At 43.3% G+C, this 26,152-nt stretch carries 21 protein-coding genes; 5 read left to right on the forward strand and 16 right to left on the reverse strand.

What is annotated here, in order from left to right:
• Nucleotides 1-252 precede the first annotated feature (252 nt).
• Nucleotides 253-603, reverse strand: a complete 351-nt coding sequence (locus C7Y69_RS04260) for a Grx4 family monothiol glutaredoxin (protein ID WP_013784977.1) — start codon at nt 601-603, stop codon at nt 253-255.
• Between the two features lie 510 nt (nt 604-1,113).
• Here C7Y69_RS04260 and sodB point away from each other — a divergent pair.
• From sodB to C7Y69_RS04280, 4 genes are all read left to right on the forward strand, one after another.
• Entirely contained in the window at nt 1,114-1,695 is a 582-nt protein-coding gene (gene sodB / locus C7Y69_RS04265; RefSeq protein WP_013784978.1) for a superoxide dismutase [Fe], read from the forward strand.
• Nucleotides 1,696-1,936: 241 nt separating this feature from the next.
• A complete protein-coding gene (locus tag C7Y69_RS04270) occupies nt 1,937-3,859 on the forward strand; it encodes a PrkA family serine protein kinase (protein WP_126871915.1) in 1,923 nt (640 codons plus the stop codon).
• A gap of 43 nt (nt 3,860-3,902) precedes the next feature.
• A complete protein-coding gene (locus C7Y69_RS04275) occupies nt 3,903-5,189 on the forward strand; it encodes a YeaH/YhbH family protein (RefSeq protein WP_126872076.1) in 1,287 nt (428 codons plus the stop codon).
• A 3-nt stretch (nt 5,190-5,192) separates the two neighbouring features.
• Complete coding sequence (locus C7Y69_RS04280) at nt 5,193-6,707, forward strand: SpoVR family protein (RefSeq protein ID WP_126871916.1); 1,515 nt, start codon at nt 5,193-5,195, stop codon at nt 6,705-6,707.
• A 98-nt stretch (nt 6,708-6,805) separates the two neighbouring features.
• On the opposite strand, the gene C7Y69_RS04285 is transcribed toward C7Y69_RS04280, so the two are convergent.
• From C7Y69_RS04285 to prmB, 4 genes are all read right to left on the reverse strand, one after another.
• A complete protein-coding gene (locus C7Y69_RS04285) occupies nt 6,806-7,270 on the reverse strand; it encodes a hypothetical protein (protein ID WP_126871917.1) in 465 nt (154 codons plus the stop codon).
• A 192-nt stretch (nt 7,271-7,462) separates the two neighbouring features.
• Nucleotides 7,463-8,638: an MFS transporter gene (locus C7Y69_RS04290; protein WP_013784983.1), complete on the reverse strand. Its 1,176-nt coding sequence runs from the start codon at nt 8,636-8,638 to the stop codon at nt 7,463-7,465.
• Nucleotides 8,639-8,752: 114 nt separating this feature from the next.
• Entirely contained in the window at nt 8,753-9,871 is a 1,119-nt protein-coding gene (gene aroC, locus C7Y69_RS04295; protein WP_013784984.1) for a chorismate synthase, read from the reverse strand.
• A 9-nt stretch (nt 9,872-9,880) separates the two neighbouring features.
• Nucleotides 9,881-10,816 carry a 50S ribosomal protein L3 N(5)-glutamine methyltransferase gene (prmB, locus tag C7Y69_RS04300; RefSeq protein WP_013784985.1) on the reverse strand — a complete coding sequence of 312 codons (936 nt, stop codon included), beginning with the start codon at nt 10,814-10,816 and terminating at the stop codon, nt 9,881-9,883.
• 88 nt (nt 10,817-10,904) lie between these two features.
• Here prmB and smrB point away from each other — a divergent pair, with 88 nt between their 5' ends.
• Nucleotides 10,905-11,498: an endonuclease SmrB gene (smrB, locus tag C7Y69_RS04305; RefSeq protein WP_013784986.1), complete on the forward strand. Its 594-nt coding sequence runs from the start codon at nt 10,905-10,907 to the stop codon at nt 11,496-11,498.
• Nucleotides 11,499-11,582: 84 nt separating this feature from the next.
• Here smrB and C7Y69_RS04310 read toward each other — a convergent pair whose 3' ends face one another.
• The 11 genes from C7Y69_RS04310 to C7Y69_RS04360 form a co-directional block, all read right to left on the reverse strand.
• Nucleotides 11,583-11,708 (reverse strand): DUF3149 domain-containing protein, encoded by a 126-nt coding sequence (locus C7Y69_RS04310; RefSeq protein WP_013784987.1) that lies wholly within the window; start codon nt 11,706-11,708, stop codon nt 11,583-11,585.
• A 275-nt stretch (nt 11,709-11,983) separates the two neighbouring features.
• Entirely contained in the window at nt 11,984-13,372 is a 1,389-nt protein-coding gene (locus tag C7Y69_RS04315) for a sensor histidine kinase (protein ID WP_013784988.1), read from the reverse strand.
• Nucleotides 13,369-14,712, reverse strand: coding sequence for a sigma-54-dependent transcriptional regulator (locus tag C7Y69_RS04320; RefSeq protein ID WP_126871919.1), 1,344 nt, complete (start codon nt 14,710-14,712; stop codon nt 13,369-13,371). The genes C7Y69_RS04315 and C7Y69_RS04320 overlap by 4 nt, the downstream gene beginning before the upstream one ends.
• Nucleotides 14,713-14,734: 22 nt before the next feature.
• Nucleotides 14,735-15,943: an ABC transporter permease gene (locus C7Y69_RS04325; protein WP_126871920.1), complete on the reverse strand. Its 1,209-nt coding sequence runs from the start codon at nt 15,941-15,943 to the stop codon at nt 14,735-14,737.
• A 10-nt stretch (nt 15,944-15,953) separates the two neighbouring features.
• Nucleotides 15,954-17,267 (reverse strand): ABC transporter permease, encoded by a 1,314-nt coding sequence (locus C7Y69_RS04330; protein ID WP_126871921.1) that lies wholly within the window; start codon nt 17,265-17,267, stop codon nt 15,954-15,956.
• Nucleotide 17,268: 1 nt separating this feature from the next.
• Complete coding sequence (locus C7Y69_RS04335) at nt 17,269-18,003, reverse strand: ABC transporter ATP-binding protein (RefSeq protein WP_013784992.1); 735 nt, start codon at nt 18,001-18,003, stop codon at nt 17,269-17,271.
• 18 nt (nt 18,004-18,021) lie between these two features.
• A complete protein-coding gene (locus C7Y69_RS04340; protein ID WP_013784993.1) occupies nt 18,022-19,278 on the reverse strand; it encodes an efflux RND transporter periplasmic adaptor subunit in 1,257 nt (418 codons plus the stop codon).
• A gap of 362 nt (nt 19,279-19,640) precedes the next feature.
• Complete coding sequence (locus C7Y69_RS04345; protein WP_041452569.1) at nt 19,641-20,588, reverse strand: transposase; 948 nt, start codon at nt 20,586-20,588, stop codon at nt 19,641-19,643.
• Between the two features lie 254 nt (nt 20,589-20,842).
• Entirely contained in the window at nt 20,843-21,481 is a 639-nt protein-coding gene (locus C7Y69_RS04350; RefSeq protein WP_013784996.1) for a hypothetical protein, read from the reverse strand.
• Nucleotides 21,482-21,547: 66 nt separating this feature from the next.
• On the reverse strand, nt 21,548-23,146 hold the full coding sequence (gene gshA, locus C7Y69_RS04355; RefSeq protein WP_126871922.1) for a glutamate--cysteine ligase: 1,599 nt from the start codon (nt 23,144-23,146) through the stop codon (nt 21,548-21,550).
• Nucleotides 23,147-23,237: 91 nt separating this feature from the next.
• Nucleotides 23,238-26,075, reverse strand: coding sequence for a M16 family metallopeptidase (locus C7Y69_RS04360; protein WP_126871923.1), 2,838 nt, complete (start codon nt 26,073-26,075; stop codon nt 23,238-23,240).
• Nucleotides 26,076-26,152 lie beyond the last annotated feature (77 nt).

The raw sequence follows: 26,152 nt of genomic DNA on the forward strand, positions 1-26,152 counted from the left end.
CATGAACGTAATAAGTGCAGCGAGTGATAGTTATTTTATACCTTTAACGCTGACCATATACTTGTCAGCACCCACGTTTTATAAGATGTAAACTCTTATAAAACAAACGTTTTTGGACAAAATAATTATTTATTTTCAAACCATAGAGGATTTTGTTTTCTGGTCTGTCTATTAGTATTTACGGGAATTGAAAGTGGTGTGATTTTGCGGGGTTTTAATCAAAAAAGCCGGCTAATCGCCGGCTTTCTAATCTTATTCTTCAGTCTTGTGTTTCTCTGCCGTTTCTTTAATTAACGGCTGCAATTCGTTTTGTTGAAACATTTCCATGATAATGTCACAACCACCAACTAACTCGCCGTCTACCCATAATTGCGGGAAAGTTGGCCAGTTCGCATACTTTGGTAGTTCAGCGCGAATATCTGGATTTTGCAAAATGTCTACATACGCAAACGGTTCACCACAGCCCATTAGTGCTTGTGATGCTTGTGAAGAAAAACCACAACTTGGCAGTTTAGGAGAACCCTTCATATATAAAAGAATAGGGTTTTCTTCAATTTGTTGCTTAATTCTGTCTACGGTGGATTGAGTTTCAGTGTTATCCATCAGGTCCTCTCAGCGGAAAAGTTATTCCCTATAAGTGGGAATGAGCGTGTAGAATTCAAGGGTAATATTATCATAGTTTCTTTCATGGGTTTATACTCACCGCATCTGAAAGGGATATTTATATAACCCGTGGTGCCCACGACAATTGTGGATAGCAGTAGTCTTATATAGCGTAGTCGCATTGGTAAGATGAAAGTGATCTTATATCCAATGCTGATATTACTTACTATCAGTACTCTCGTTTCTATCGTTTGCAAAGTAGCGGCTACGCAGCATAACCTAGCATTCATGATATGGGGATTTGAAAGGCAATTATTATAACTAGACAAGAATTTAGAATTTTCATAAATTTGTCATTGAGTTATACAAATTTGCCCCTACATCTACAGCATGCTTTTGCTATTATAAAATAAGCATCTTAGATAAAGTATTTATACAGGCTCGTTGAACAGGCATTGCGAGCTTAAATTAACGTTGTTTAAAAAACATTAAACCAACATGGAGACCGATATGGCTTTTGAATTACCAGCATTACCATACGAAAAAAATGCACTTGAACCGCATATTTCTTCTGAAACGCTGGACTATCACTACGGCAAGCATCACGCTACTTACGTAACTAAATTAAACGGTTTAGTTGAAGGTACTGATTTGGAAAGCAAAAGCCTAGAAGAGATCATCAAGTCTTCTGAAGGTGGCGTTTTCAACAATGCAGCACAAGTTTGGAACCACACGTTCTACTGGAACTGCTTAAGTCCAAATGGCGGCGGCGAACCTACTGGTGCACTAGCTGACGCAATTAATGCAAAATGGGGCTCATTCGCTGACTTCCAAGCAGCATTCAATGATAAAGCAGTGAACAACTTTGGCTCTAGCTGGACTTGGTTAGTTAAAGCGGCTGACGGTTCTCTAGACATCGTGAATACAAGTAACGCCGAAACACCAATTTCTGGTGACGAGCTTACACCTGTATTGACGGTTGACCTTTGGGAACACGCTTACTACATCGATTACCGTAACGTACGTCCTAAGTACCTAGAAAACTTCTGGGCACTTGCTAACTGGGAATTTGCTAGCGCGAACTTCGCGTAATCATTTTCAGACAAATTCAAAAACCCGCTTAGGCGGGTTTTTTTATGCCCATTATTTAATAATATACAGACTTTTAAGTAATACTAATGGGGGTATTTGACTCAATTTTAACGAAAAAATTCCATTTTTCGTTAGATCAAACATTTCACGTCTATACAAAAGTTTACTATGATTTTTGTTTCCTATTTCTAAATACCGACTAAGCTGAAATTACGGGCAACCGTTTTTTTAAGAGGTATTCATGGGTATTTTCGAACATTACCAAAACCGATACGAAGAACGAAAGCAGGAAGAGTTTACCATTGAGGAGTTCCTTGAGATTTGCAAGGACGACACAGCAGCTTATGCAAATGCTGCTGAGCGATTGCTCAGTGCCATTGGCGAGCCTCAAATGATAGACACCGCGACGGACCCCGCACTGAGTCGCATATTTTCAAACCGCGTGATTTCTCGCTACCCCGCGTTTAATGAATTTTATGGTATGGAAGAAGCTATTGAGCAAATAGTCTCTTACCTAAAACATGCCGCACAGGGGTTAGAAGAGAAGAAACAAATTCTTTATTTATTGGGGCCTGTAGGTGGAGGTAAATCGTCGTTAGCTGAACGTTTAAAAGAACTGATGCAACATGTGCCGATTTATACCATTAAAGGCTCTCCGGTAAATGACCACCCTTTTTGCTTATTTGACGCCGAAGAAGACGGACATCTACTTGAGCAAGAATATGGTATTCCTAAACGCTACCTAAAAACCATTATGTCGCCGTGGGCACGTAAGCGTCTGCACGAATTTAATGGTGACATTACTCAATTTAAAGTTGTGCGTGCCTACCCTTCTGTGCTTGATCAGGTGGGTATTGCGAAAACTGAACCTGGCGATGAGAACAACCAAGATATTTCAGCCTTGGTAGGTAAGGTAGATATTCGCCGGTTAGAACAATACGCACAGAACGACCCCGATGCTTATAGCTATTCAGGCTCACTGTGTAAAGCGAACCAGGGATTGATGGAATTCGTAGAAATGTTTAAGGCGCCAATTAAAGTGCTACATCCACTACTTACTGCCACCCAAGAAGGTAACTATAATCCTACGGAAGGCTTTTCCGCGTTGCCTTTCGATGGGCTGATTTTAGCCCACTCTAATGAGTCAGAATGGCAAACCTTCAGAAATAATAAGAATAACGAAGCCTTTTTAGACCGCGTTTACATTGTTAAAGTGCCCTACTGTTTGCGAGTAAGTGAAGAGATTCATATCTACCGTAAACTGCTAGATAGCAGTGAACTAAAAGGGGCACCGTGCGCACCAGATACCTTGGAATGCTTAGCGCAGTTCACTGTGCTATCTCGATTAAAAGAACCTGAAAACTCGAGTTTGTTCTCAAAAATGCGGGTTTATGATGGGGAAAGCTTGAAAGACACCGATCCTAAAGCGAAGTCATACCAAGAATACCGCGACTATGCAGGCGTAGATGAAGGCATGGAAGGGTTGTCCACTCGCTTTGCCTTTAAAATACTATCCCGTGTGTTTAACTTCGATCATCAAGAAGTGGCTGCCAACCCTGTGCATTTGTTTTATGTGCTTGAAAGGCAGATTGAACGTGAACAATTTCCACCTGATTTAAGTGAGCAATATTTAGAGTTCTTAAAAGGCTATCTGATACCAAAATATGTTGAATTTATTGGTAAAGAAATTCAGACCGCGTATTTAGAATCTTACTCAGAATACGGGCAGAATCTTTTCGACCGCTATGTCACTTATGCAGACTTTTGGATCCAAGATCAGGAGTATCGTGACCCTGAAACCGGTCAACTTTTTGACCGCGCGTCGCTAAATGCTGAACTTGAGAAAACCGAAAAGCCTGCGGGAATTAGCAACCCTAAAGACTTCCGTAATGAGATAGTGAATTTCGTACTTCGTGCACGAGCCAACAATGGTGGTAAAAACCCATCGTGGACGAGTTATGAAAAATTACGCACTGTGATTGAAAAGAAAATGTTTTCCAACACGGAAGATTTGCTGCCAGTTATTTCGTTTAATACAAAAGGGTCAGCCGACGAACAGAAAAAGCATGACGACTTTGTAAATCGAATGACGGAAAAAGGCTATACACAAAAGCAAGTCAGACTATTGTGTGAGTGGTATTTACGAGTTCGTAAAGCCTCATAATGGGCTATTTACTCGTGGTTCACCCTATGACAAGCAGGTGGTTATGGCGCATTTCATCGACCGAAGACTTAATAGTAAAGGCAAAAGCACGGTAAACAGACAGCGCTTTATTAAACGCTACAAACAACAGATAAAGCGTGCTGTTACCGATGCTGTTGGTAAACGTTCTGTTACCGACCTAGACTCGGGCGAGCAGGTAAGCATTCCTACTCGCGATATTTCTGAACCTGTATTTCATACCGGAAAAGGGGGCAAGCGAGATATTGTCCACCCCGGTAATGACCAATTCATTGCAGGCGATAAAATTGACCGCCCACCAGGTGGCGCGGGTCAAGGTTCTGGTGAAGGGGAAGCGGGTAATAGCGGCGACGGAGAAGATGAATTCGTTTTCTCCATCTCAAAAGACGAATATTTAGATATTTTGTTCGACGACTTGGCGCTGCCCAATTTAAAGAAAACGCAGTTTGATAAAGTGATTCAACATGAAACCTATCGTGCTGGGTATCAAACTGACGGTGTGCCGAGTAACTTAGACATTGTTCGTTCCCTTAAGGGATCGGTGGCAAGACGAATTGCGTTAACCGGTTCTACCCGAAAGCGTATCAGAGAGTTAGAAGAACAGTTAGCCATACTAATGACTGCGCCTACTAACAATGCACTAGCCATTGAAGAGATTGAAAAAGAACTCACACTACTTAAAGCCAAAGTGGCTAAAGTCCCTTTTATCGACACCTTCGATTTACGTTTTAAAAACTACGACAAGCGCCCTATCCCAACGAGCAAAGCGGTGATGTTTTGTTTGATGGATGTTTCAGGCTCTATGGATCAAGCGACCAAAGATGTAGCAAAACGCTTCTATATTCTACTGTATTTATTTTTAACACGTACCTACGAAAATGTAGAGGTGGTGTATATCAGGCATCATACTCAAGCGAAAGAAGTCGACGAACAAGAGTTTTTTTACTCTCAAGAAACCGGCGGAACCATTGTTTCTAGCGCACTGAAGCTCATGGACGAGATTGTTCGCGAACGCTTTAGCGATGGCAATTGGAATATCTACGCGGCCCAAGCATCCGATGGCGATAACTGGGCCGATGATTCGCCTTTATGTAGCTCACTTTTAGTTAATAACCTATTACCCGCCACTCGCTACTTTGCCTATATTGAAATAACCGAACGCCAACACCAAACCCTTTGGCGAGAATACGAAAAGGTCAGTCAATCTTTCGACAATATAGTATGTAAACACATTCAAACACCGGATGATATTTACCCTGTATTCAGAGAAATATTCAAGCGTACCGAGCAGTTGAGTACGCAAGGAGGTTAGCCCATGTCTGTAAGTGCAACGCGTCAAAAACATAAATTAGGTGATGGCCCAGATTGGACGTTTTCGTTACTGACCGACTATGAAACAGAAATAGACCGTATTGCTAAAGCGTTTAAGCTAGACACCTACCCAAACCAAATTGAAGTTATTACCGCCGAACAAATGATGGATGCCTATGCCAGCATAGGTATGCCGCTAAACTATACCCATTGGTCGTTTGGTAAAAAGTTTATTCAAACCGAACAACAGTACCGCAGAGGCCAAATGGGCTTGGCCTATGAAATTGTGATTAATTCCGACCCTTGCATTGCGTATTTAATGGAAGAAAATACCATTACCATGCAAGCGTTGGTGATGGCCCATGCCTGCTATGGCCACAACTCTTTTTTTAAAGGTAACTACCTTTTTCAAACCTGGACAGATGCCAGTTCCATTATCGACTATTTGGTATTTGCCAAGAAGTACATTTCTAAATGTGAGCAAAAACACGGTGTAGAGGAAGTTGAGAACATTCTCGATTCTTGTCACGCCCTAATGAATTACGGTGTGGACCGATACAAAAGGCCACAAAAAATATCGCTTCAGGAAGAGAAAACCCGTCAAGAAGAACGTGCTCAGTATTTGCAGTCACAGGTTAATGAGCTGTGGCGAACCTTGCCGCACAACCCTAAAAGTAAAGATACAAACACCCTACGTTTTCCTTCCGAGCCACAAGAGAACTTACTGTATTTCATTGAAAAGAATGCGCCACTGTTAGAACCCTGGCAACGCGAAATTGTACGTATTGTGCGCAAGGTATCTCAGTACTTCTACCCACAAAAACAAACTCAAGTAATGAATGAAGGCTGGGCCTGTTTTTGGCATTACCACATTCTAAATAAAATGTACGACGAGGGATTAGTCAGCGACCGCTTTATGATGGAGTTTTTGCACAGTCATTCCAGCGTAGTCATGCAGCCCGATTACAACAGCCCATACTATTCTGGTATCAACCCTTATGCATTAGGGTTCTCGATGTTCATGGATATCAAACGGGTGTGTCAGTCTCCCACCAAAGAAGATTATGAATACTTGCCAACTATCGCTGGTAAAGATTGGCTTGAAACCGTGCATTTCGCCATGCACAACTTTAAAGATGAAAGCTTTATTAGTCAGTTTTTATCACCCAAGCTAATGCGAGATTTCAAATTATTTGCCTTAGAGGACGACGCGAGTAATTCCTATGTAAGCGTCAGTGCTATTCACGACGAGAACGGCTATCGGACTATTAGAGAAAAGCTCTCCGCCCAATATAATTTGAGTAATTTGGAGCCTAATATTCAGGTATATAACGTTGATGTAAGAGGCGATCGGTCTTTAACCCTTCGCTACGTTCCTCAACATGGTATTCCCTTAGGAAACTCCAAAGGTGAGGTTATGCGTCATCTTCATAGATTGTGGAAGTTTGATGTAAGACTTGAGCAAGAAAACAGTGCCGGGCTTCCTACCCTACTGGCCGAGTGTCGAACCAGTAAATGATTGTACCTTTCACCTTCTGATATGCGGGGCAATCACTCATATGCACATTCTTAGTTGCACACAGGAGCCTGACTTACTGCTGCAAAGGCAGGGGTATGTCAGGCATTCAGTGTTTTAATTGTTTGATTTGGCTTAGGGTCATCAAGAAAACCATTTTCAGAGGCGTAGAGAAACGCGTCATCGATACTCAGCACGTGAAAGCTGACGTAATCTTTGGCTCGTTCGGGTAGCATTTTAGCCAGTTGGTATCGTTTGACGGGGTTAGTTTGGTATACATAAAACGTTGCTTTAACACCCTTTTCGTAACACCATATTCCGTATTCGGTAAACTTGTCCATGGCATCAAATGTGGTCAAATCCCACTTATCCAATAACACGATATGCAGCCAACGCTTATTAAATTTTGACGATACTTCCTGCTTAACATCAGCAATATAGCTATTTGATATTTCAGTAGACCATTGACCGACTAATTCACTAATAAGTGTAGAGCCCACAATCTCAATGCTATAAGCGGCATGGGGAAACTTTTTATAACACACCATATCAGAGCGTGTATTCATGCTAACACTCCTCTTTAATACAAGAAGAATGCTGACAATAAAGCCTATATCTATGGCGCAGAGTATCGCTCCATGATGCCATCGATTCTTCCTACCTTTTTCGTGTTGCGTCTCTCACAGTATAGTCAGTTATTGTAAGTAGGCTAATTTTTGGCAGCGCTTTTGAACAATAGTCTTTGATAAGAATAACTTCTACATAAGGTGCTTACGCTTACAGAAAAACAAGGAAGCCGCCCCTATCGCCGAGAACACCGCTGCGGTGGCAAAGGTTTCGTACGCGTTGGCTCCTTGGTCCCATTGCTGCCCTGCCATATAGTTACCGAACGCACCACCGAACCCAAATGCCACACTAATATAAATGGCTTGACCTCGGCTGTGAAATGCAGGTGGTAAAAATTGATGAATGAAGTGCACAGACACCGCATGGGTTAACCCGAAACTGAGTGCATGAATAACTTGGCTGAGTAATATCACCGCCATGCTATCGGCAGCAGATGCTAATGCGTACCAACGCAGTGCGGTTAATAACAAGCTGGCGAATAACAGATTCCACACGCCAAAACGTGCAGTTAAACGGCTAGCAATAAGAAAAATACCCACTTCAACCAGTACGCCCAGGGCGATAAATAAACCAGTTTGCTGACCGCTGTAGCCAAGGTCGCGCATATACAACGCGAAAAAGCCGTAATAGGCTCCGAAGCTAATTTGTAAGCATATAGAAGCAAAGATGAAAACTACAAACGGGCGCTGTTTGGCGTACTGCCAAATACTGCCTACGGCCGTGTGTTTCTCGGCACTGGCTTTAGGCGCTTGAATGAATAACGTGGTCACGAACAACAGCAATAACACGCCCACACTCGCTATTACTGGCGTTTCAGTAGAAAAGCTATCTAAGGCTTTACCTACACCTACCGTTAAGCATATAAAGCCAATGCTTCCCCACAACCTTATAAGCCCGTAGCTGGCTTTAGTGCCTTCTACTGACTTCATGGTGATAACCTCTAATTGAGGTAGTACCGCGGTCCAAAACATCATCATTAAGCCGAAAGAAAGGGTAAGCCCCCAAAATCCTTCGAACAAGAATACGGAACAGAAAGTTGCCACGGTAAGAAAACTACCCAGCCTTAACACACTCACCGCGTTGCCTTTTTTATCAGCAATGCCCGCCCATATTCCTGGCCCTAAAATACGTGCAAGGGTTATCACTGCAAAAAGCTCCCCTATTTCAGCAGAGCTAAAACCACGACCATCGAGAAATATTCCCAAGTAAGGGACCAAAACACCTAACTGACCAAAGTACAGCCAATAGGTTAACGCGAGAACAATGAGTGATTTATGGTTAGCAAAAGGCAATTTAGCGAATGGCACTGCACAACTCCGTATGCGATAGCGCCACAGGTAACGTTACCTGTGGCGTATGAAGGGGATAAGCTGGATGGTATATTATACTGACGCGCTGTTTTCTTATCGCTTAGTTAGCGCTTATTCAGCTTTACCTGCCTGACCTGCCTGACCTGCAATAGCTACGGTAGTCGATACCACAGAAGCGTTTTGCGCACGGTGACGCAAGTAGTGATCCATCAATACAATCGCCATCATCGCTTCAGCAATAGGCACCGCACGAATACCGACACAAGGGTCGTGACGACCTTTGGTGATGATTTCGATTTCTTCACCCTGCTTGTTGATGGTTTTACCTGGCACTGAAATACTAGATGTTGGTTTAAGTGCCATATGTACTTCAAGATCTTGTCCTGTTGAAATACCGCCTAATACGCCACCCGCATGGTTTGATTGGAAACCTTCAGGTGAAAGCGTATCTCGGTGCTCACTGCCTTTTTGGTTAATAACCTCAAAACCGTCGCCAATCTCTACGCCTTTAACCGCATTAATGCCCATCATAGCGTGCGCAATATCGGCATCTAATCTATCGAATACTGGCTCGCCCAAACCCACTGGTACGTTTTTTACCACGACTGAAACTTTAGCACCGATGCTATCGCCAGATTTCTTTAGCTCGCGCATGTATTCATCTAGCGCTTCGAGTTTGCTTTCATCAGGGCAGAAAAAAGGATTGGTATTCGTCACCGCATGGTCAACGTTTTCAACGCTAATAGGCCCTAATTGAGAAAGGTAGCCATGTACTTCAACGCCATGCACTTCTTTTAAATACTTTTTGGCAATACCACCCGCAGCAACACGTACCGCAGTTTCACGGGCAGACGAGCGACCACCACCACGATAATCACGTGAACCATACTTTTGATCGTAGGTATAATCGGCATGGCCTGGGCGAAAACGGTCGGCAATATTTGAGTAGTCTTGGCTTCGTTGATCTTTGTTTTTAATCAACAAACCAATACTGGTACCCGTCGTTTTTCCTTCAAACACGCCAGACAAAATTTGCACTTCATCATCTTCACGACGGGCGGTGGTATAACGGGATGTACCAGGCTTACGTCTGTCTAAATCGCCCTGTAAATCAGCTTCACTTAACGTGAGGCCAGGAGGGCAACCATCAACAACACCGCCAATGGCGATACCGTGGCTTTCTCCAAATGTGGTAACGGTGAAGAGTTTTCCAAAGCTGTTGCCTGACATAATCGAGAATTAATCCTTGCTGTTAAAATAGTTTTTTAATGTTGAGCTGTTCACGGCAAATATCCCCTGCCCGCCATTTTCAAAGCTAAGCCAAATGACTTCAAGGCCTGGGAAACGAGTGTCCATGTGCACTTCGCTGTTACCCACTTCAATGAACAACCAGCCGTTATCGGTTAGGTATTGTGGTGCTTCACGCAGCATAATATCCACAAGTTCTAACCCGTCGTCTCCGGCTGCTAATGCAAGCTCGGGCTCGTGATGATATTCATCAGGTAAGTCGGCCATGTCTTCAGCATCAACATAAGGTGGGTTTGATACGATTAAATCGTACTTCTGCCCGGTTAAATTAGTAAATAAATCAGAATGAATAGGGTAAACACGGTGACTTAATTGATGCTCTTGAATATTAATATCGGCCACTTCAAGGGCATCTTCGCTTATATCTACCGCATCAACCTGTGAGTCGGGGTACGCATGCGCAAGCGCAATAGCAATACAACCACCCCCTGTGCACATATCTAAAATATGCGACGGTGCTTCTTTAACGAAGGGCTCAAAATTATTTTGAATCAGTTCTGCAAACGGAGAGCGAGGGATAAGCACGCGCTCATCAACGTAAAATGGCATGCCGCAAAACCAAGCTTCGTTGGTAATGTAAGGCAGAGGCATACGGGTTTGAACTCGTTTTAAAACAAGCTCAGCAATTTTTTCGCGCTCACTTTTTGTGAGTCTTGATGACAACATGCTGTCGCCAACATGCTCAGATAACGAATGCGGCAAGTGTAGCGCTTGCATGGTAAGGCTTAATGCTTCATCCCAAGCGTTATCGGTACCATGACCAAAATAGAGGGCGGCGTCGTTAAATCGACTGGTAGCCCACCGAATCATATCAAGTATGCTGTGTAAATCTTCGATGGCTTCTTCTAAGTAAAACTTGTCGGTCATAAGAGCTTGGGTACATCAGGAATATGAAAGCTGGTATCATACCCAAAGATAACGCCTGCGCCCACGTTAATTTGCATATCGGTTCATAATGAAAGCATTTAAAAAAGAACTAAAAGCCATGAAAAAAGGCATTGAGAAGCTAAAAGTGATTGAAGATACCTTCTCATTTGCTGATGCTGTGCAAGGTGTAAAGCCCATGGAGCAGGACAAGATTGTTCCGAATAAGAAAGTCGCCCTTGAAAAGAAAAAGCAATTAGCAGGGGTTAAAGACCTAAAAGGCAGTAAGCAAGTAGCGGCGAGTTTTAGTTTTTCCGATATGTACCAAGCCGTACTTCCGCAAGAAGGCCCCATGCGGTATTGCCGAGAAGGCGTGCCAACACATGTACTAAAACAGCTTAGACGAGGAGACTATTCCCCTGAGTTTCTGCTGGATTTGCACGGTATGACCCGAGAAATGGCAAAAACAGAAATAGCCTCATTAATTTATACCGCCCGAAAAGAGTCGGTAGATTGTGTTTCTATTATGCACGGGTTTGGACAGGGCGTTTTAAAAAATGCACTCCCCCACTACTTAATACAGCATCCACACGTGAATGCTTTCCATCAAGCACCACTTGAATACGGCGGACAAGCGGCATTGCTTGTGTTGCTAGATGTGCCCACGCCAGAATATAAGCGATAGTGAACGTAGTTATCGTTACTGAGTTTTTGACCTATCATTTACCTAATTCATGTCAAACGCCGCGACTTACAGGCAAAACAATTTTTACTTATCAAGTTCTGCGCTGTTGTGCATAAATAGGTAGGTATAAAACACGCCCATTCCAATAATAATACTAATACCTAAAAGCGAGCCCCATACAACGGGATCTGAAATCATACTTAGTAACATAGTGTTTCTCCTCACAGGGTTAATAAGGTAATGATAGCGATTTCTTGGCGAAGGTTTGTGATCTGGATCAAGTCTGAAATACGGTAAATAGGAGGGATGTAGAGAAGTTGATCGAGATCAATGTATAAAAAAATTAAAAATAACCCATAATGCCATTGCAAATCATTCTCATTTGCAATACATTGTACATGCCTGTTCGACGTAGGTTAAAAACGGTCTTGGCTTAGCGTCGTAAGGGGAGCAGACGCCCGTCTGTTCCCCTATTTTTTTGCCTGCTACTTTGTCGTTTTATCAATAATAAAACGCACACATAATCCCTTATCTTTTCGGTTTTGAATTACTAAGTGGCCATTATGCGCATCCGTTATTTCTCGGCATAGCGCTAACCCTAATCCACTCCCATTAGCTTTAGTGGAATAAAAAGGAACCAGCGCATTCGTCATCACGCTATCCGTCATGCCTTTTCCGCTATCGAGTACTTCAATAATAACTTGAGAAGCCGTTTGTTTAATGACGAGCTCCACATCCTGTGGGTCGCCTCCCGACTCATGGGCATTTTTAAGTAAGTTAATTAATAGCTGCTCTAATTGGACTGCATCGGCTTTCACCTCAACAGCCTCTTGCATGGTTAACTTAAAGTCACATTGATTGCTGAGTTGCGCCGTTATTTTATCCCAATCAATTGTTGCTAAAACTGGTGGAGGCAATTTTGCAAATCTTCCATACCCTTGAACAAATTGGTTTAAATGGGCGATACGTTCTTCAATAGTATGGAACACACGCACCAGACGGGCATCACCATTTTGTTGGCCTACAATTTGGCCGCTATGTAATAGGCTAGAAATAGGCCCCAAGGAATTATTGAGCTCGTGACTAATTACTCTTATTACCTTTTTCCACACCGATACTTCTTGTCGGTTAAGCTCTCGCGTCATTTGCTTAAGAATATACAGTCGGTGAGTTTGGTTATTTAATAAAAACGTTCCTGTAGACATATGCCATGTTTGAATGCCGCTAGCCCCCTGAGGCAAAGTGAATAGCCCTTCTCGATTTTCTAGCAAAACATCTTTTAGCGTGTCTGGTTTATTGTTAAGTAAAGTGCCGAGGGTGTAACCTTCCAAGCTTCTGGTACCCGAACTGCTAGCACCCAACCTACTGGCGCCCAACTTATTTGCACCAGCGCCATTTTCCTCAGAGCCAGTATCCTCCATCCTAGTCGTTGGATGGAAGAACTCGCAGGCTTGGCGGTTACTTAGCACCACATGCTTCTGATCGTTCACTAATAATAAAACGTCAGGTGAACTATGCAGCACTTTATCTAGCATTAGCTCTCGTTGATACAACCACTGCTTTTCTCGGCGAAGGGTTTCTGCGGTATCGTTATAAAGCTGGAATAAGGTTTTAAACTCGTCGCTTGTTTTACAAGCCAGTGTTGACGAAAACTCACCGTCTTTAAAATTGAGCAAACCTATTTTAAGCGCCTCTAATTGTTTGTTTATTGGCGCTGTACAGACTTTGACTGCAAGTGCACATAAGCATAAAGACACAAGGACAAGCAAAGCTTTTTGAACAACCGACAGGTCGCTTACATACAACATAGGCGCCATACCTATTGCTGTGGCACAAAGCGCAGCGACCCGAAGCTTATTTTTAATTAACCTCACGATTTATAATCAATTCCATATTTATCTAGCCGGCGGTAAAGCGCTTGTCTTGATAACCCTAAGTACCTTGCCACTTTAGATATAGTGCCGTTAAATTCTGTAAGCGCCGCCTCAATCTCTGATTTGCTGGGCTCTTTTCCGCCTTTTCGCTCTGTATTCACCTCACCACTAATAGAGGGTAAACCGAAGTCATCAGCATCCAGCGTACCATCTGGATGTAATATACTGACTCGTCGACATACATTTTCAAGCTCACGCACATTTCCTGGCCACGCATAGGCTTGTAGCGCCTGCTGCCCAGTGAGGCTAATATCTCGACCTGGTAAAAAATGCTTTGCTAAGGCCAACACATCATCTCCTCGCTCATTAAGGGGCGGCACATTAATTTCGATGACATTGAGGCGATAAAACAAATCCTCGCGAAATGCGCCGTTTGCGATGTCGCGAGTTAAATCAGAATTGGTGGCCGATATTATCCTTACGTCTGTTTTTTGTGTTTTCACCGACCCTAGCTTTTCAAATTCACCCGTTTGCAATACGCGCAATAATTTGACCTGGCCTGACAGCGGCAAATTGCCGATTTCATCTAAAAACAAGGTTCCTTGGTGGGCGGCTTCAAAACGGACAATTCGCGTTTTGTTAGCGCTGGTAAACGCGCCGGTTTCTGCGCCAAAGAGCTCTGCTTCAATAAGCTCTTGAGGAAGGGCGCCCGCGTTTACCTTCACAAATGCTGACTGATTAAGGGGTGATTGAGATTGAATGAGTTCTGCAATCTTTTCCTTTCCGCTTCCATTAGGCCCAGTGATGAGTACCGGTACATCAGATTTAGCCACCTGCACCGACATATCTACTACCCGCTGCATGGCTGCGCTTTCGTACACCAACCCAATACTTACGGCTGCTTGGCGGGTATTGTCAAAATTTGCCGCTTGTTGCTTCAACACTCTATTTTGGCTGGCGGCTTGCCCTAGCGCCACGAGGTTTTTAATGGTGGTAATAAGCTTACTATCATCCCACGGCTTTGGAATGTAGTCAGCTGCGCCTGCTTTTACCAACTCTACCGCTTGTTCTAGCTCTGTCCACGCCGTGATGAGAATAATGGGTAATAGCGGATTTAACTGACGCAGCGCGAAGAAGAGCTCGCGCCCTTCCTCGCCTGAGGTTGTGTCTGCACTGAAGTTCATATCTTGCAACACTAGCCCGATAGCTTGGTAATTGACTATCTGCAGCGCCGCTTTTGGCGTTGTGGCTGTCACCACTTCGTAACCATGAATTTCTAGCAATAGTGATAACGCCTCTAATACAGCGGCGTTGTCATCAACAATTAAGACTTTGGTCATGTCTACACTTCTTAAATACGACTTATATACTGCGAGTAGCAATACTGGGTGAAATATTAGCGGCTCGCATGGCGGGAACAATAACGGCCAGTAGGCTCATTACAAAAATGAACACGGCAGTACCCAAAATGAATTCCGGTTCTAATGATGAAATAGAGTAGGATTTCATCATTACATCACCTAAAACCACTGCCACTAATCCCCCTATCACTAAACCCGCTATACAGACCATGGTATTTTCAACTAAAAAATACCTTACGATAGCAGACTTTCTTGCCCCTAACGCTCGCCGGGTACCAATTTGTTTTGTGCGTTTGCTAATGTTGAATTGCGTAAGCCCGAATATGCCAAGTGCAGTCACCAGTAGAAGAATAACAACAAGTACAATCAACATACGCATCATGAGCACATCGGTGGCGTCATAGTTTTCTTTGGTTTTATCTAGCCCATCCACATTAATAATGACCCGCTTATCGTAAACGTCCAACATATTCTGTTCAATGTTCGCCATGATGTTAGCTCGTTCAGTTTTATCTGTACGAACTAGGATATGTTGATAATTTTGGACATCCATAAACGGCACAATAGCCGTGGTTTTATCTCGCATACCATTAGGCCAAGGGCTTTTCATTGTTCCCACTATTCCGATAATTTCAAGGGGTCTATTTTTAAGATAAACCGTTTCTCCCAGCGCCCCACCATCGGAAAATAATGCTTCGGCAAAGGCTTGAGAGACAATAATTGTGTTGGGGCCGTTACCGGTGAAGTCATTACCAACAATAACCTCTTCTGGCCTAAAGTTTCGCCCTTTTAAAAGTTTTATACCGAAGGTATTTAAACCATGTTCGTCCATATAATAATAAGGCACGCTGATGGATTTAGATTTCTCTGGAGATGGCTTCAACCTCACTGATGATGTAGAACCACCGCCTGACAAAGGCACTGCTTGAACTAAACTTGCGTCAATTACGCCAGGGAGGCTTCGAATCATTGTTTCATCGAGTTCTGCTTGTTGGCTGAGGGAGCGGTCTGTCCCGAATGTCATAACCGACAAGCTAAAAATTTCCTTTTCTGGGAACCCTGTATCTTCGCGAAGATACGAAACATGATCATTAATCATAAATGCAGCATTGCTAACAATCGCCATGGTAAGCGCTATTTGAAGTAACAGAAGCACGGCGCCAATTTTGGAACGGCGTATTGCATTGAAGATAGGTTTAATGTCTAACATAGCCTGCTCCTTATTGGCTTTTTAAGTAGATAGCGGGTTGTGTTCTGCACACCAACCAAGCTGGGTACAATCCAGCCAAGAAACTGGCCACAAGGGCGATAATTGGCGCAGCGAGTAACATTGAGACATCCATAGTTGCTAGGGCATCATAATAGCTGTTGGTCACCCGAATTCCCCATAACCCAATTTGCGCAATCACAATTCCTAACAAGCCACCGGCTAGCCCAATCACCGACACTTCGACAATATGCTGGGCAAATATATGACGTTTACTGGCACCGAGTGCCCTCCGGACACCCACCTCTGGCGCCCGCTTTAAAAACTTCGCCAGCAGCAACCCTAAAATGTTGGACACACACACTAATAGAAACATAAAACTCAACCCCACCAGAATACGATTGTCTTCAGATACCACTGAGTTGTACTCCAGCCATTCCGTCACGTTTCGAAGCTTGTATTCCAACGTTTCTCGGTTGAAGCGGCCTTTTTCTCTTTGATCTTCCATGTAAGTCATAAGAAAATTGGCGAATTGTTGCTTCTCTGCTTCCGTATTCAACTGTACCCAAAATTGAATCCACACATGTTCTGAATGCATTAAATCTTGATAGTTCTTAATTCCCTCATGCTTCCACCCGTTTAAGTTTCCCCAGGTGGTAATTTCTTCCAGCGCGCCAATAGCGAAAGGAATATAGAGCTGTTCAGAGGAGTTAAACGCACCGTTGTTCACGTCATAATACTTCACATGGTGGTCCCAATTGGCTGAGACACCCACAATTCGGTAACTGTTATTATCAAGGTAAATATGTTGGCCAACCGAGTCTTTACCTGCAAATAAACGGTTATTAATTTTTTCTGATATCACCACTACATATTCATGGGTGTCTTGTGAGTGTAAAGACCAAGGTGCGCCATAAATAAAAGGTCGGTCGAAGATAGAAAAGAACTCTCTATTCACCATTCGCGCGGGCTCCATGGTAGGTTTAACGTCGGGCGAATTTAGGTGTACAGAGAAGCCACTTCTAAAACTAGGTGACTTGGGGACTGAAATGTCTGCGTTGTACAGATTAACGGCATCTTGATAAGTAAGTTGATACGGCAGGTTGTCAGATGAATGCCACTCACGACCATCGTCCATAATATTTAGCTGAGGATAATAAATCGCGCTGCTTTTGTGGGGAATGGGGTCCATCGACATCATGTGATAAACTGACAGACTGGTCATAGTAAGCCCTATACCAATGGCAATGGCAAACACCATTAAAAAGCTAATGACGGGCGTGCGTTTTATGCTTCGCCAACTTAAATCAATATAGTGGAGAAACATATTACACTCCTGACGCAACAACGGTTTTATTGTCGAGGGTGGCTGCTAAAGACGGCTTACCCTGATATAAGGTAAAGTCGGCTAACTGCCCATCTACGACTTGAATATTCCGAGGCGCTCGGCGCGCTAATTCGGCATCATGGGTTACCATTACAATCGTGGCGCCATTTTTGTTTATCTCTTCAAGTAGCTCCATAACTTGGCGGGCCATCAGGCTGTCCAGATTTCCCGTAGGTTCATCGGCAAGTAAGAAACGAGGCTTGCCCGCAAGAGCTCGTGCGATTGCAACACGTTGCTGTTGCCCGCCAGACAACTGTTGCGGTAAATGTTTAGCTCGGCTGGCCAAACCAACTTGCTCTAAACATTGTTCAATTCTTACTTTACGCTCTTTTGCGGCAATGCCCCGATAACGCAGGGGCACTTCGACATTTTCATATAAATTCAAATCAGGTATTAGATTGAAACCCTGAAATATATAACCAATTTTTTGGTTTCTTAAGTCGGCAGTTTGATTATCTGACAATCCACCGATATCCACGCCATCTAAGGTATATTGGCCTGATGTGAACGGTTCCAGCAAACCAGCAATGTTTAAAAATGTTGTTTTCCCAGAGCCAGAAGGCCCTGTTACCGCAATAAACTCGCCTTCATTTACGGTTAGCGAAAAATCTCTTAGCGCATGAGTTTGTACACTGTTCGTCTGATATATTTTGCTTACGTTGTTCATGGTTAACATTGCTATTTATCCTTTTTATTAGCGCAGAAGTACTGTAGACGCTTGATTAAACTGTTCGTAATTTGAAACTATTATTTGATCACCCTCTTCCAGGCCGCTGAGAATTTCGACTTCTCGGATGCTAGTTGCGCCAATCTGAATGTCTATTCGCTCGGCCAGATCACCGGTAACTAAATAGGCCGTTGCGCCTCCTGCTTGAAGAAAACTCCCACGTTCTACCTTGAGTACATCACTTTTGTTCTCTAACAATATTCGTGCTGACACCTGCTGATTTTGACGAATTGATTGCACGCTGTTTTCAGGGAAGCGTACCCTTGCAATAACTTGCCTATCGACAACTTCTGGGGATATTGAAGCCAGTGTGCCAATCACTTTTTGGACACCCACTTTTAATTCAACACTCATCCCTAACCCCAACTCATTTGCGTAGCTTTCAGCAACATTTAGCTCAGCTTCATAAGCCGTTAAATCTACCAATTTCATTAATGGCTCATTTTTGGCCACAAGCGCATTCGGCTGAATCAGTACATTCCCCACGACACCAGACACGCTGGCTTTAATAGTTAAATCGGCAAGTTGGCGGGTAAGGTCATCAACAACTAGAGCTTGCCTGGCGACCTTCTCTTTCGTGGTCTTAAGCTCAAAGGCTAACGTGTCTGTTGCTAGTTCAATTTCACTAATGGCGTGCTTATAAGTCACTTGTGCTTTGGCTAAATTATCTAGCGCCTCTTCTAAATCTATCTGGCTTATGAGGTGATCTTTAATTGACAATTTTGCTCTTTTTTCTTCTCGCTGGGCGGCAACCAATTCTACGTTAGCAATATCAGCTTGTTTGTTTAATAACAGTGCCTGTCTACGTACATCAAGCTCTTGCCTAGCAAGATCACTTTTCAAGCTTGCTAGCGCGGATTGCTCTTGCTTCATAGTATTCTGCAGTTCGGGAGAATCGACTATTGCTACAATATCCCCTTTTTCTACCGAGTCTCCGGGCTTTACTTTTAAAAGTACATAGCCCTGCTCAGGGCTATACAATTGCGGGGCATTTGAAGCGATTATTCTGCCAGTGGTGACGATATCCCTAATCAGTTCGCCTTTTGTTACTACACTGAATTTTAGCGAATCACGACTGCTAGATAGACCGGCGGTTGAGCTAGAAAAAAGAAAAAAATATCCGAAGACACCCACTATTAAGAGTATAGCTAAGACACCCACCCATTTTTTTCGCGACGGCTGCGTTACAACAACGGTATCCTGACTACTAGTATCCTGAATCATAAGACATCCTCATGACTTACTGACTCAAAATTAGCGAGCAACACTACAATAATAAAAATAACAATAGGTAGGCTGATAAAGTGAAAAAGCAACATATTCATCTAGTTTCTGTTAGGAGTGTAAACTAGTACTACGAATAACGCGCCAAAAGTTAACTGAATGATTAATAATGACTTTATTAGATAAACGGTTATTAAAGTGTCCGAACGGACACTTTTTTCTGTCCGGTTATACTGTGCGGACGGGTTGGTTAAATGTGGCGTTTAATATCAGAAGAATTACTGAGGTTACTAAAAAACAGGCATTAACTCCCTCAGTACTTATTGATTTGAATTACATAAGTTGGGATAGCGAATTCAAGTTCAGCAGGCTAATTGAGGGCTCAATCCAGTTTTTCGTTTTACCAGTGCCAAGCTTATCTTACTGGAGAAGTTACTCTCAATAGAGCTTACAACGGCTGACCAATCTGTTTGTGTTAAACCAGTACGGGATAAAATAGGCTCGCAATTTCGCGGGATCGCTCCTTTGATGTTACTTCTTAGCTGTCTACCGGTTTGATCGACTAACTGCAAATAATCATCTAACCGAAAAGGTAAGCCTTTTACCTTACTATCTTGTGAATCACCAATAAATGGAAGTAACTCTTGGGGTTGTTTATTCTTTTTCGCCTTTGCTATACGACGCTTCACACTGGTATACATGGACTTTTCAGGCGTATTCGCATTACTAGCTCTAATGGGGTTTAAGTCAACATAGGCCATACAGGCCAATAACGCTGATTCATCTAGTAAAGCCTGAGACTTAAACCTCCCTTCCCAAAAGCGCCCTGTGCATTCATCCTCCTTGTTTGCTTTTCTCGCAATAAACTCATTAAGAAGCCGCATGAACCAACTGATATCGTATAAACGCTTTCTATACATCTCCACACAAGATAGTACCGTTTTCACTTGCGCTTCAGAGAGGCCAGGCCTCTGTTCTTTATTCATAAATTGACGAGTGAGCAAAGTTCCATTGTGAAGAGTATGCCACCGACTCAGAACTTCCTCAGGGCTCATTGCAAGCGCATGCCCCTTATCAACACGCAATACAGTATGGGTATGGTTGCTCATTACTGCATAAGCGCAAACATCGATTGCAAAAACACTTGCGAGCTTAAGCAGCCGATTCTCAACCCATTGCCTTCTGTGCTCGTAGCTTCTTCCGCTAAACTTGTCTTTACCGCATAGAAATGCTCTTCGCACACAACGAGAAACGCAATGATAGTAAGGAGTGTCTTCTAAACATATTAGTGACTTACGAGGACGCGGCATGCTTAAATTTTGGTGTGGATATTTGATGCTTATAGTGGATTAATACGCAAGAAAGAAAAACCGAACCTTGGGATAGTTTTTCTACCTGCTTCGGGTTAATTGATTAAGTTTCGCCTTATGTGGGTTTCTTCTCACCCCTTTCTCGCCTAGTAAACCAAAAAACTTGGACACCCATTAATGCCCAAAATTTGGAAATCTGTGAGTGTCCAAATTTATTAAGTGGGTGTCTATGTTGAAAATGGGTGTCCGCATGTCTAGCTAAACAACTTCATGAACCAGCCTTTGCTTAGCTCTTCTTCGCAGGTTTTAAGCTGGGTTGCGTAGCGTAATGATCGTGCTTTTACTTTAGATGCAACCTTCTTCAGCCAAGGTTTGCGGTCGTAACTTCTACGTTTATAGCCACCCCAGCCTTCATGGTAATTCAAGTATTGGGCGTAAGCATCCCACTTCGAAATACCATTCACCTTTTGAGACTTATAGATAAACCAGCCCATGAAGTCGATAGCATCTTCGAAATCGTCGCGGTCAGCGCCGCTGTTGTCGGTTTCCCGCATATAGTCAGCCCATGTGGGTGTCTTAGCTTGCGAATAGCCATAAGCGGAGCTTACTCTGCCCCAAGGGACTAAGCCGAAAAATACGTAATCACGGGGAGGCAAGGCATCGTGGCGAAAGGAGCTTTCTTGATACATCATCGCCATAGGCACATGAATTGGCACACCCCATTTATCACGCGCGTCGGCTGCTGCATCGTACCAATCATCTTTCTCAAAGAAGATTTCGCACAAATTACTGCTGTCTTTCGGTGGTGTTGTAGCGCATCCAGCGATAAACAGCGGAAAAAGCACGACCAAACTTGATAAAAAAATGCACAACGGTTTGAACTTTTGATGCATAGCTTGTCTTAACTTATGTTCTAGTAAAATGTGTGTTTCCCTGGAACCTTCAACGCCTGATTTCTATCAGGCGTTTTTTTTTGCTAACGGTTCGTTGAAATAATCACGAATAAAGCTATCGAAGTCTTTGGTATCTGCAGCTTCCACATCCGCTTGCGCAGCTAACGACGTCTCAGCAGCCTCTGTAAACATAGCTTCCGTAGTTTGCTGATAAGCGAACCCTTTCATCTGCTCTTGATAACGTGCAGCTAACTCTAGGCCGTAAACACCATTATCTTTGTCATGTTTAAGCAATTCCTCTAAAAGCACGCCTGAAGGGGTTAGCGCTGGATTTGCCACTTTCATCGACTCTGCGGCAACCGCGTCACTATATCGTGTTGTGTCATTTGCCAAGTCGAGTATCTCTGCCACTTGCTCAAACTCGTCAAACAATGATGAAGCCCACGCCGTTAATGTTGTTTCCTCTTTATCGCGAATAAGCGCCAAATTAGGTTTTCGCCCTTCTAATACCACTCTATTCATGTTGTCTTTAGCTTCATTTAACTGCGCTTCGTCTAACTCCGCACTAGGCTTCAATAAACAGGTCAACAAGAACACATCAAGAAAATCAAATTGGGTTTGGCTAATACCAATTGGCGAAAAGGGATTTACATCTAACGCACGCACTTCAATGTAGCTGATGCCACGTTTTACCAGGGCATCGGTAGGCTTTTCCATCGATTGCGTAGGTTGCTTGGGGCGTATCGGCGAATACAGCTCGTTCTCAATCTGTAAAATATTACGGCTGAGCTGCTGATAGTTACCACCGTCGCCAGCAGCAAAGCTACTAAAACGATTGGACGGCGTATCCATAGCGCCACGAAGTAAGCGAACATAATTATCTAACTGGTTATAGCAGATTTTAAGCGATGACTGCTCAGCACTGGTATATCCCAAGTCACTCATTCTTAGAGAGGTAGCATACGGCATGTAATACGTGCCCTTACCGACTTTTTCAAACGGCAATGCGTGTTCTTTTCCTTTTAAAAACGAGCTACACAACGCAGGCGAAGCGCCATATAGATAAGGAATTATCCAGCAGTAACGACGGTAATTTCTAATTAAAGAAAAGTAGTCGGCTGACGTCTGATCTTGGCTATGTTCAGTACCATTAAGCTCAGCCCATTGCTTCCAGAAATCATCAGAGAAAGAAAAGTTAAAATGCACACCAGCAATCGCCTGCATCATACTGCCGTAGCGGTTTTTTAACCCAATTCGATATACACGCTTCATTTTGCCAATATTTGACTCGCCAAAATAAGCAATAGGGATATGCGCTTCATCTTCGATAAAACACGGCATGCTAAGCGGCCAAATTTGCTCATCGCCAATATTATCAATGGTGTACTTATGAACATCTTGTAACTGCGTAATAGTTTTAACAGCGCTACTTTCAGGTGGCGTAATAAACTCTAACAACGATTCAGAAAAGTCTGTGGTTATCGTGTCGTGTGTTAACGCTGAACCTAACGCTTTGGGATGAGGCTCTTGCGACAGAGCACCGTTTGGCTTAATTCGTAACGCTTCACGCTCAACACCGCGCTTTATTTGCGTGAGTGCCGATAAAAATTCAGGTGATTTAAGCGCAGCCAAACGCTTGTTGAAACACGTTGAGTTTACAGTCAATGTTCATATCCATGGATGAGTTGTTCCCCACAAAATGGGGAACAACGTATTAAATTCAAGTCACCATTACTGATAACTTGCTATCAGGCACTTAGTTTATCTGTTCTCTACTATTGGTATCTACCGATAATTCGATGATCGCCATATTTAACGACTCCAGTTGCTCAAGAATCGCATTTTTATCGCCAACAACGATAACTTGCAGCGCATCTGTCGATAAATACTGCTTAGCCAGTGCGTTAATTTCGTCTTTGCTAATGCTATTAATTATCTCAATTTGCTCTGTTCTGTAGCCTTTTTCAAGTCCATAGCTTTGCAATTGACGAAGAAAGCGCGCCTTACTATTGGGGGTTTCAAACTCTAACGCATCGCTCAACGTAAACGCATTGCGCATAAATTGAATTTCTTCGTCCGTCGCCCCTTTGTCGATATACTGATTTATTTCGTTAAAGACTTCAGTAATACCTTCGGCTGTGTTCGCAGCAGTAAGATCGGTTCCAACTTCAAACCAGCCAAGGGTTTTGCCTCCCATAAACGCACTATTCGCGCCATAGGTAATGCCTTTATCTTCGCGCAAATTCAGATTTATCCGGCTATTAAAGCCGCCGCCTAGCGGGAAGTTCACTAAACGAGATTTAAAGTAATCGCCTGTGGCATCGAAAGGTAAGCTGCGTTTAACGATATAAACAACAGATTGAACCGCACTGGGGCTATCTACCAAAAACACTTGGTTTTTGTCGTAGGTAGGGAACGCATCATAATCTTCAAAGGTATATGCCTCACCTTCCCATTGCGCCACAAAATCTAATGCATCTACTACCGCATCAGAACTCATATTGCCAACAACGACTACACTCGCTTTACTCGGGGAATAGTACTGATTATAAAACTGCTTCACATCGTCAAGTGTGATGGACTGGACGGTTTCAATGGTGCCTTCATCAGGAAGACTTACACGATTATCTGCACCAAATAATACTAAATCTCGTGCACGTCGAGCCAAACTAGACGGGGTTTTCGCTTGCTGCTGCAAACCTTGTAGCACCCGCTCTTTCATTCGAATAAAATCATTTTGTGCAAAAGCAGGGTTGAAGAACTTCTCTTTAAGTAGTGCCAAGGTTGGCATTACGTTTTTGGTTAATGTAGACACATATACCTGAGAGTATCGACCTGCCGCACTAAAACGAATTGAGCTGCCTAACTTAGCAAGTTCGTTCGCTAATTCTTCATTCGTGTAGTTTTGAGTAGATTCATTCATCATTAACGCGGTGAGATACGCTGTACCCGCTTTACCCTTAGCGTCTAGCAACATACCGCCATCCATGCTAAGGGTTAATGTGACAGTGGGTGTCTCACTCATAGTCACCCCCATTACATTTACGCCATTGCTGAGTTCACGCTCCCAATAATCCGGAACCGTGACCACAGGCGCTTCGCCTGCTTTAGGCTGTATAGTTCTATCGAAACTAGATGCTGAAGATGTATATTCGTGCTCGTCTGATTCAGTCTCGGGTAACGTTCGTACAGGACGTTCAAAGGTTGGTTCTGCCGCTTGAAGTTGAGGCTGACCTTTAGGCACAATACTTAACACGACACTATTGGCGTCTTTAATATATTTTTTATACACACGCATCACGTCTTCAGCGGTGACAGAATTATATCGTGCGATATCTTCAGACACTAAATCTGGCGTTTGATAAAAAGTTTCATTGGCCGCAAGCGCAGTCACTTTACCAGCTACACTCTGTAAGCCAAATACTGTTGAGGCTTCAATACTACCTTTGGTTCGCGCTAAATCGTCAGCTTTTACACCGCGGGTTTCAAATTCAGTTAATGTAGCTTCTATTACATTGTGAAGCTCATCAAGTGACTGCACTTTGGCTGGATTAGCCAAGGCAATTAGTTGAAATTCACAGGCCAGCTCGCGGCACGGGTGTGACACTACTGCTTGGACAGCCATGCCTTCTTTCACTAAATTTTTATAAAATAAAGACGTTTTACCGCCACCTAGAATGTCAGATAATACATCTAATGGTGCTTCATCAGGGTGACGTGCATAAACGGTTGGGAAAGTAATTTGTAGTAACGGTAAGTGAACCTTATCTTCTAACGTCATATAGCGAGTTTCAGATAGGGTGACAGGCTGTGGTTCAGGATCTTTAACTTCAGGTCCTTTTGGAATATCACCAAAATATTGGGCTATTAATGCTTTGGTTTTTGCAGTATCTATGTCACCACCTATGGTTAACACGGCATTGTTAGGTCCATACCAGCGTTTAAAAAAGGCTTTAAGATCGTTTACATTAACGCGGTCTAAGTCTTCAACGTAACCAATGGTCATCCAGGAATAAGGATGCCCTTCTGGATACATAGCCTCGCCGTTTAGCTCGTGTCTTAGCCCATAAGGCTGGTTATCTACTCGCTGAGCACGCTCATTCTTAACCGTTTCACGTTGGTTTTCGAACTTAGCCTGGTTTACCGCTTCAAGCAAATACCCCATGCGGTCTGATTCAAGCCACAACACTTTTTCAAGCTGGTTAGCAGGCACAGTTTCGTAGTAATTTGTTCTGTCGGTATTTGTCGAACCGTTCAAACTACCACCGGCTTCGGTGATCACTTTAAAATGCTGTTCATCTGCTACATGCTTTGAGCCTTGAAACATCATATGCTCGAAAAAGTGTGCAAAACCAGATTTACCCACTTCTTCACGCGCAGAGCCTACGTGATAAGTCACATCTACATGAACGAGGGGATCTGAATGGTCTTCGTGAAGAATAACCGTTAATCCATTACTGAGCGTGTACTTTTCGTAGGGGATAGTAACTGCGGAGCTATCGGCGGGGGTATCTACTTTTGCCCGTTGGCATCCGTTAAGTACGCTAATAGCAAAAACTGCAACAATAAGGCGAAACGCCAAACTTCCTGACATGCTGGATCCTTCTAGGTGGCCTCGCTTTTGTAATACATTTAACTCGCATCACACTAGCGTCTATAATAATACAACCG

The sequence above is a fragment of the Alteromonas sp. KS69 genome (genome assembly GCF_003989595.1).
GTDB classification, from domain to species: domain Bacteria; phylum Pseudomonadota; class Gammaproteobacteria; order Enterobacterales; family Alteromonadaceae; genus Alteromonas; species Alteromonas naphthalenivorans.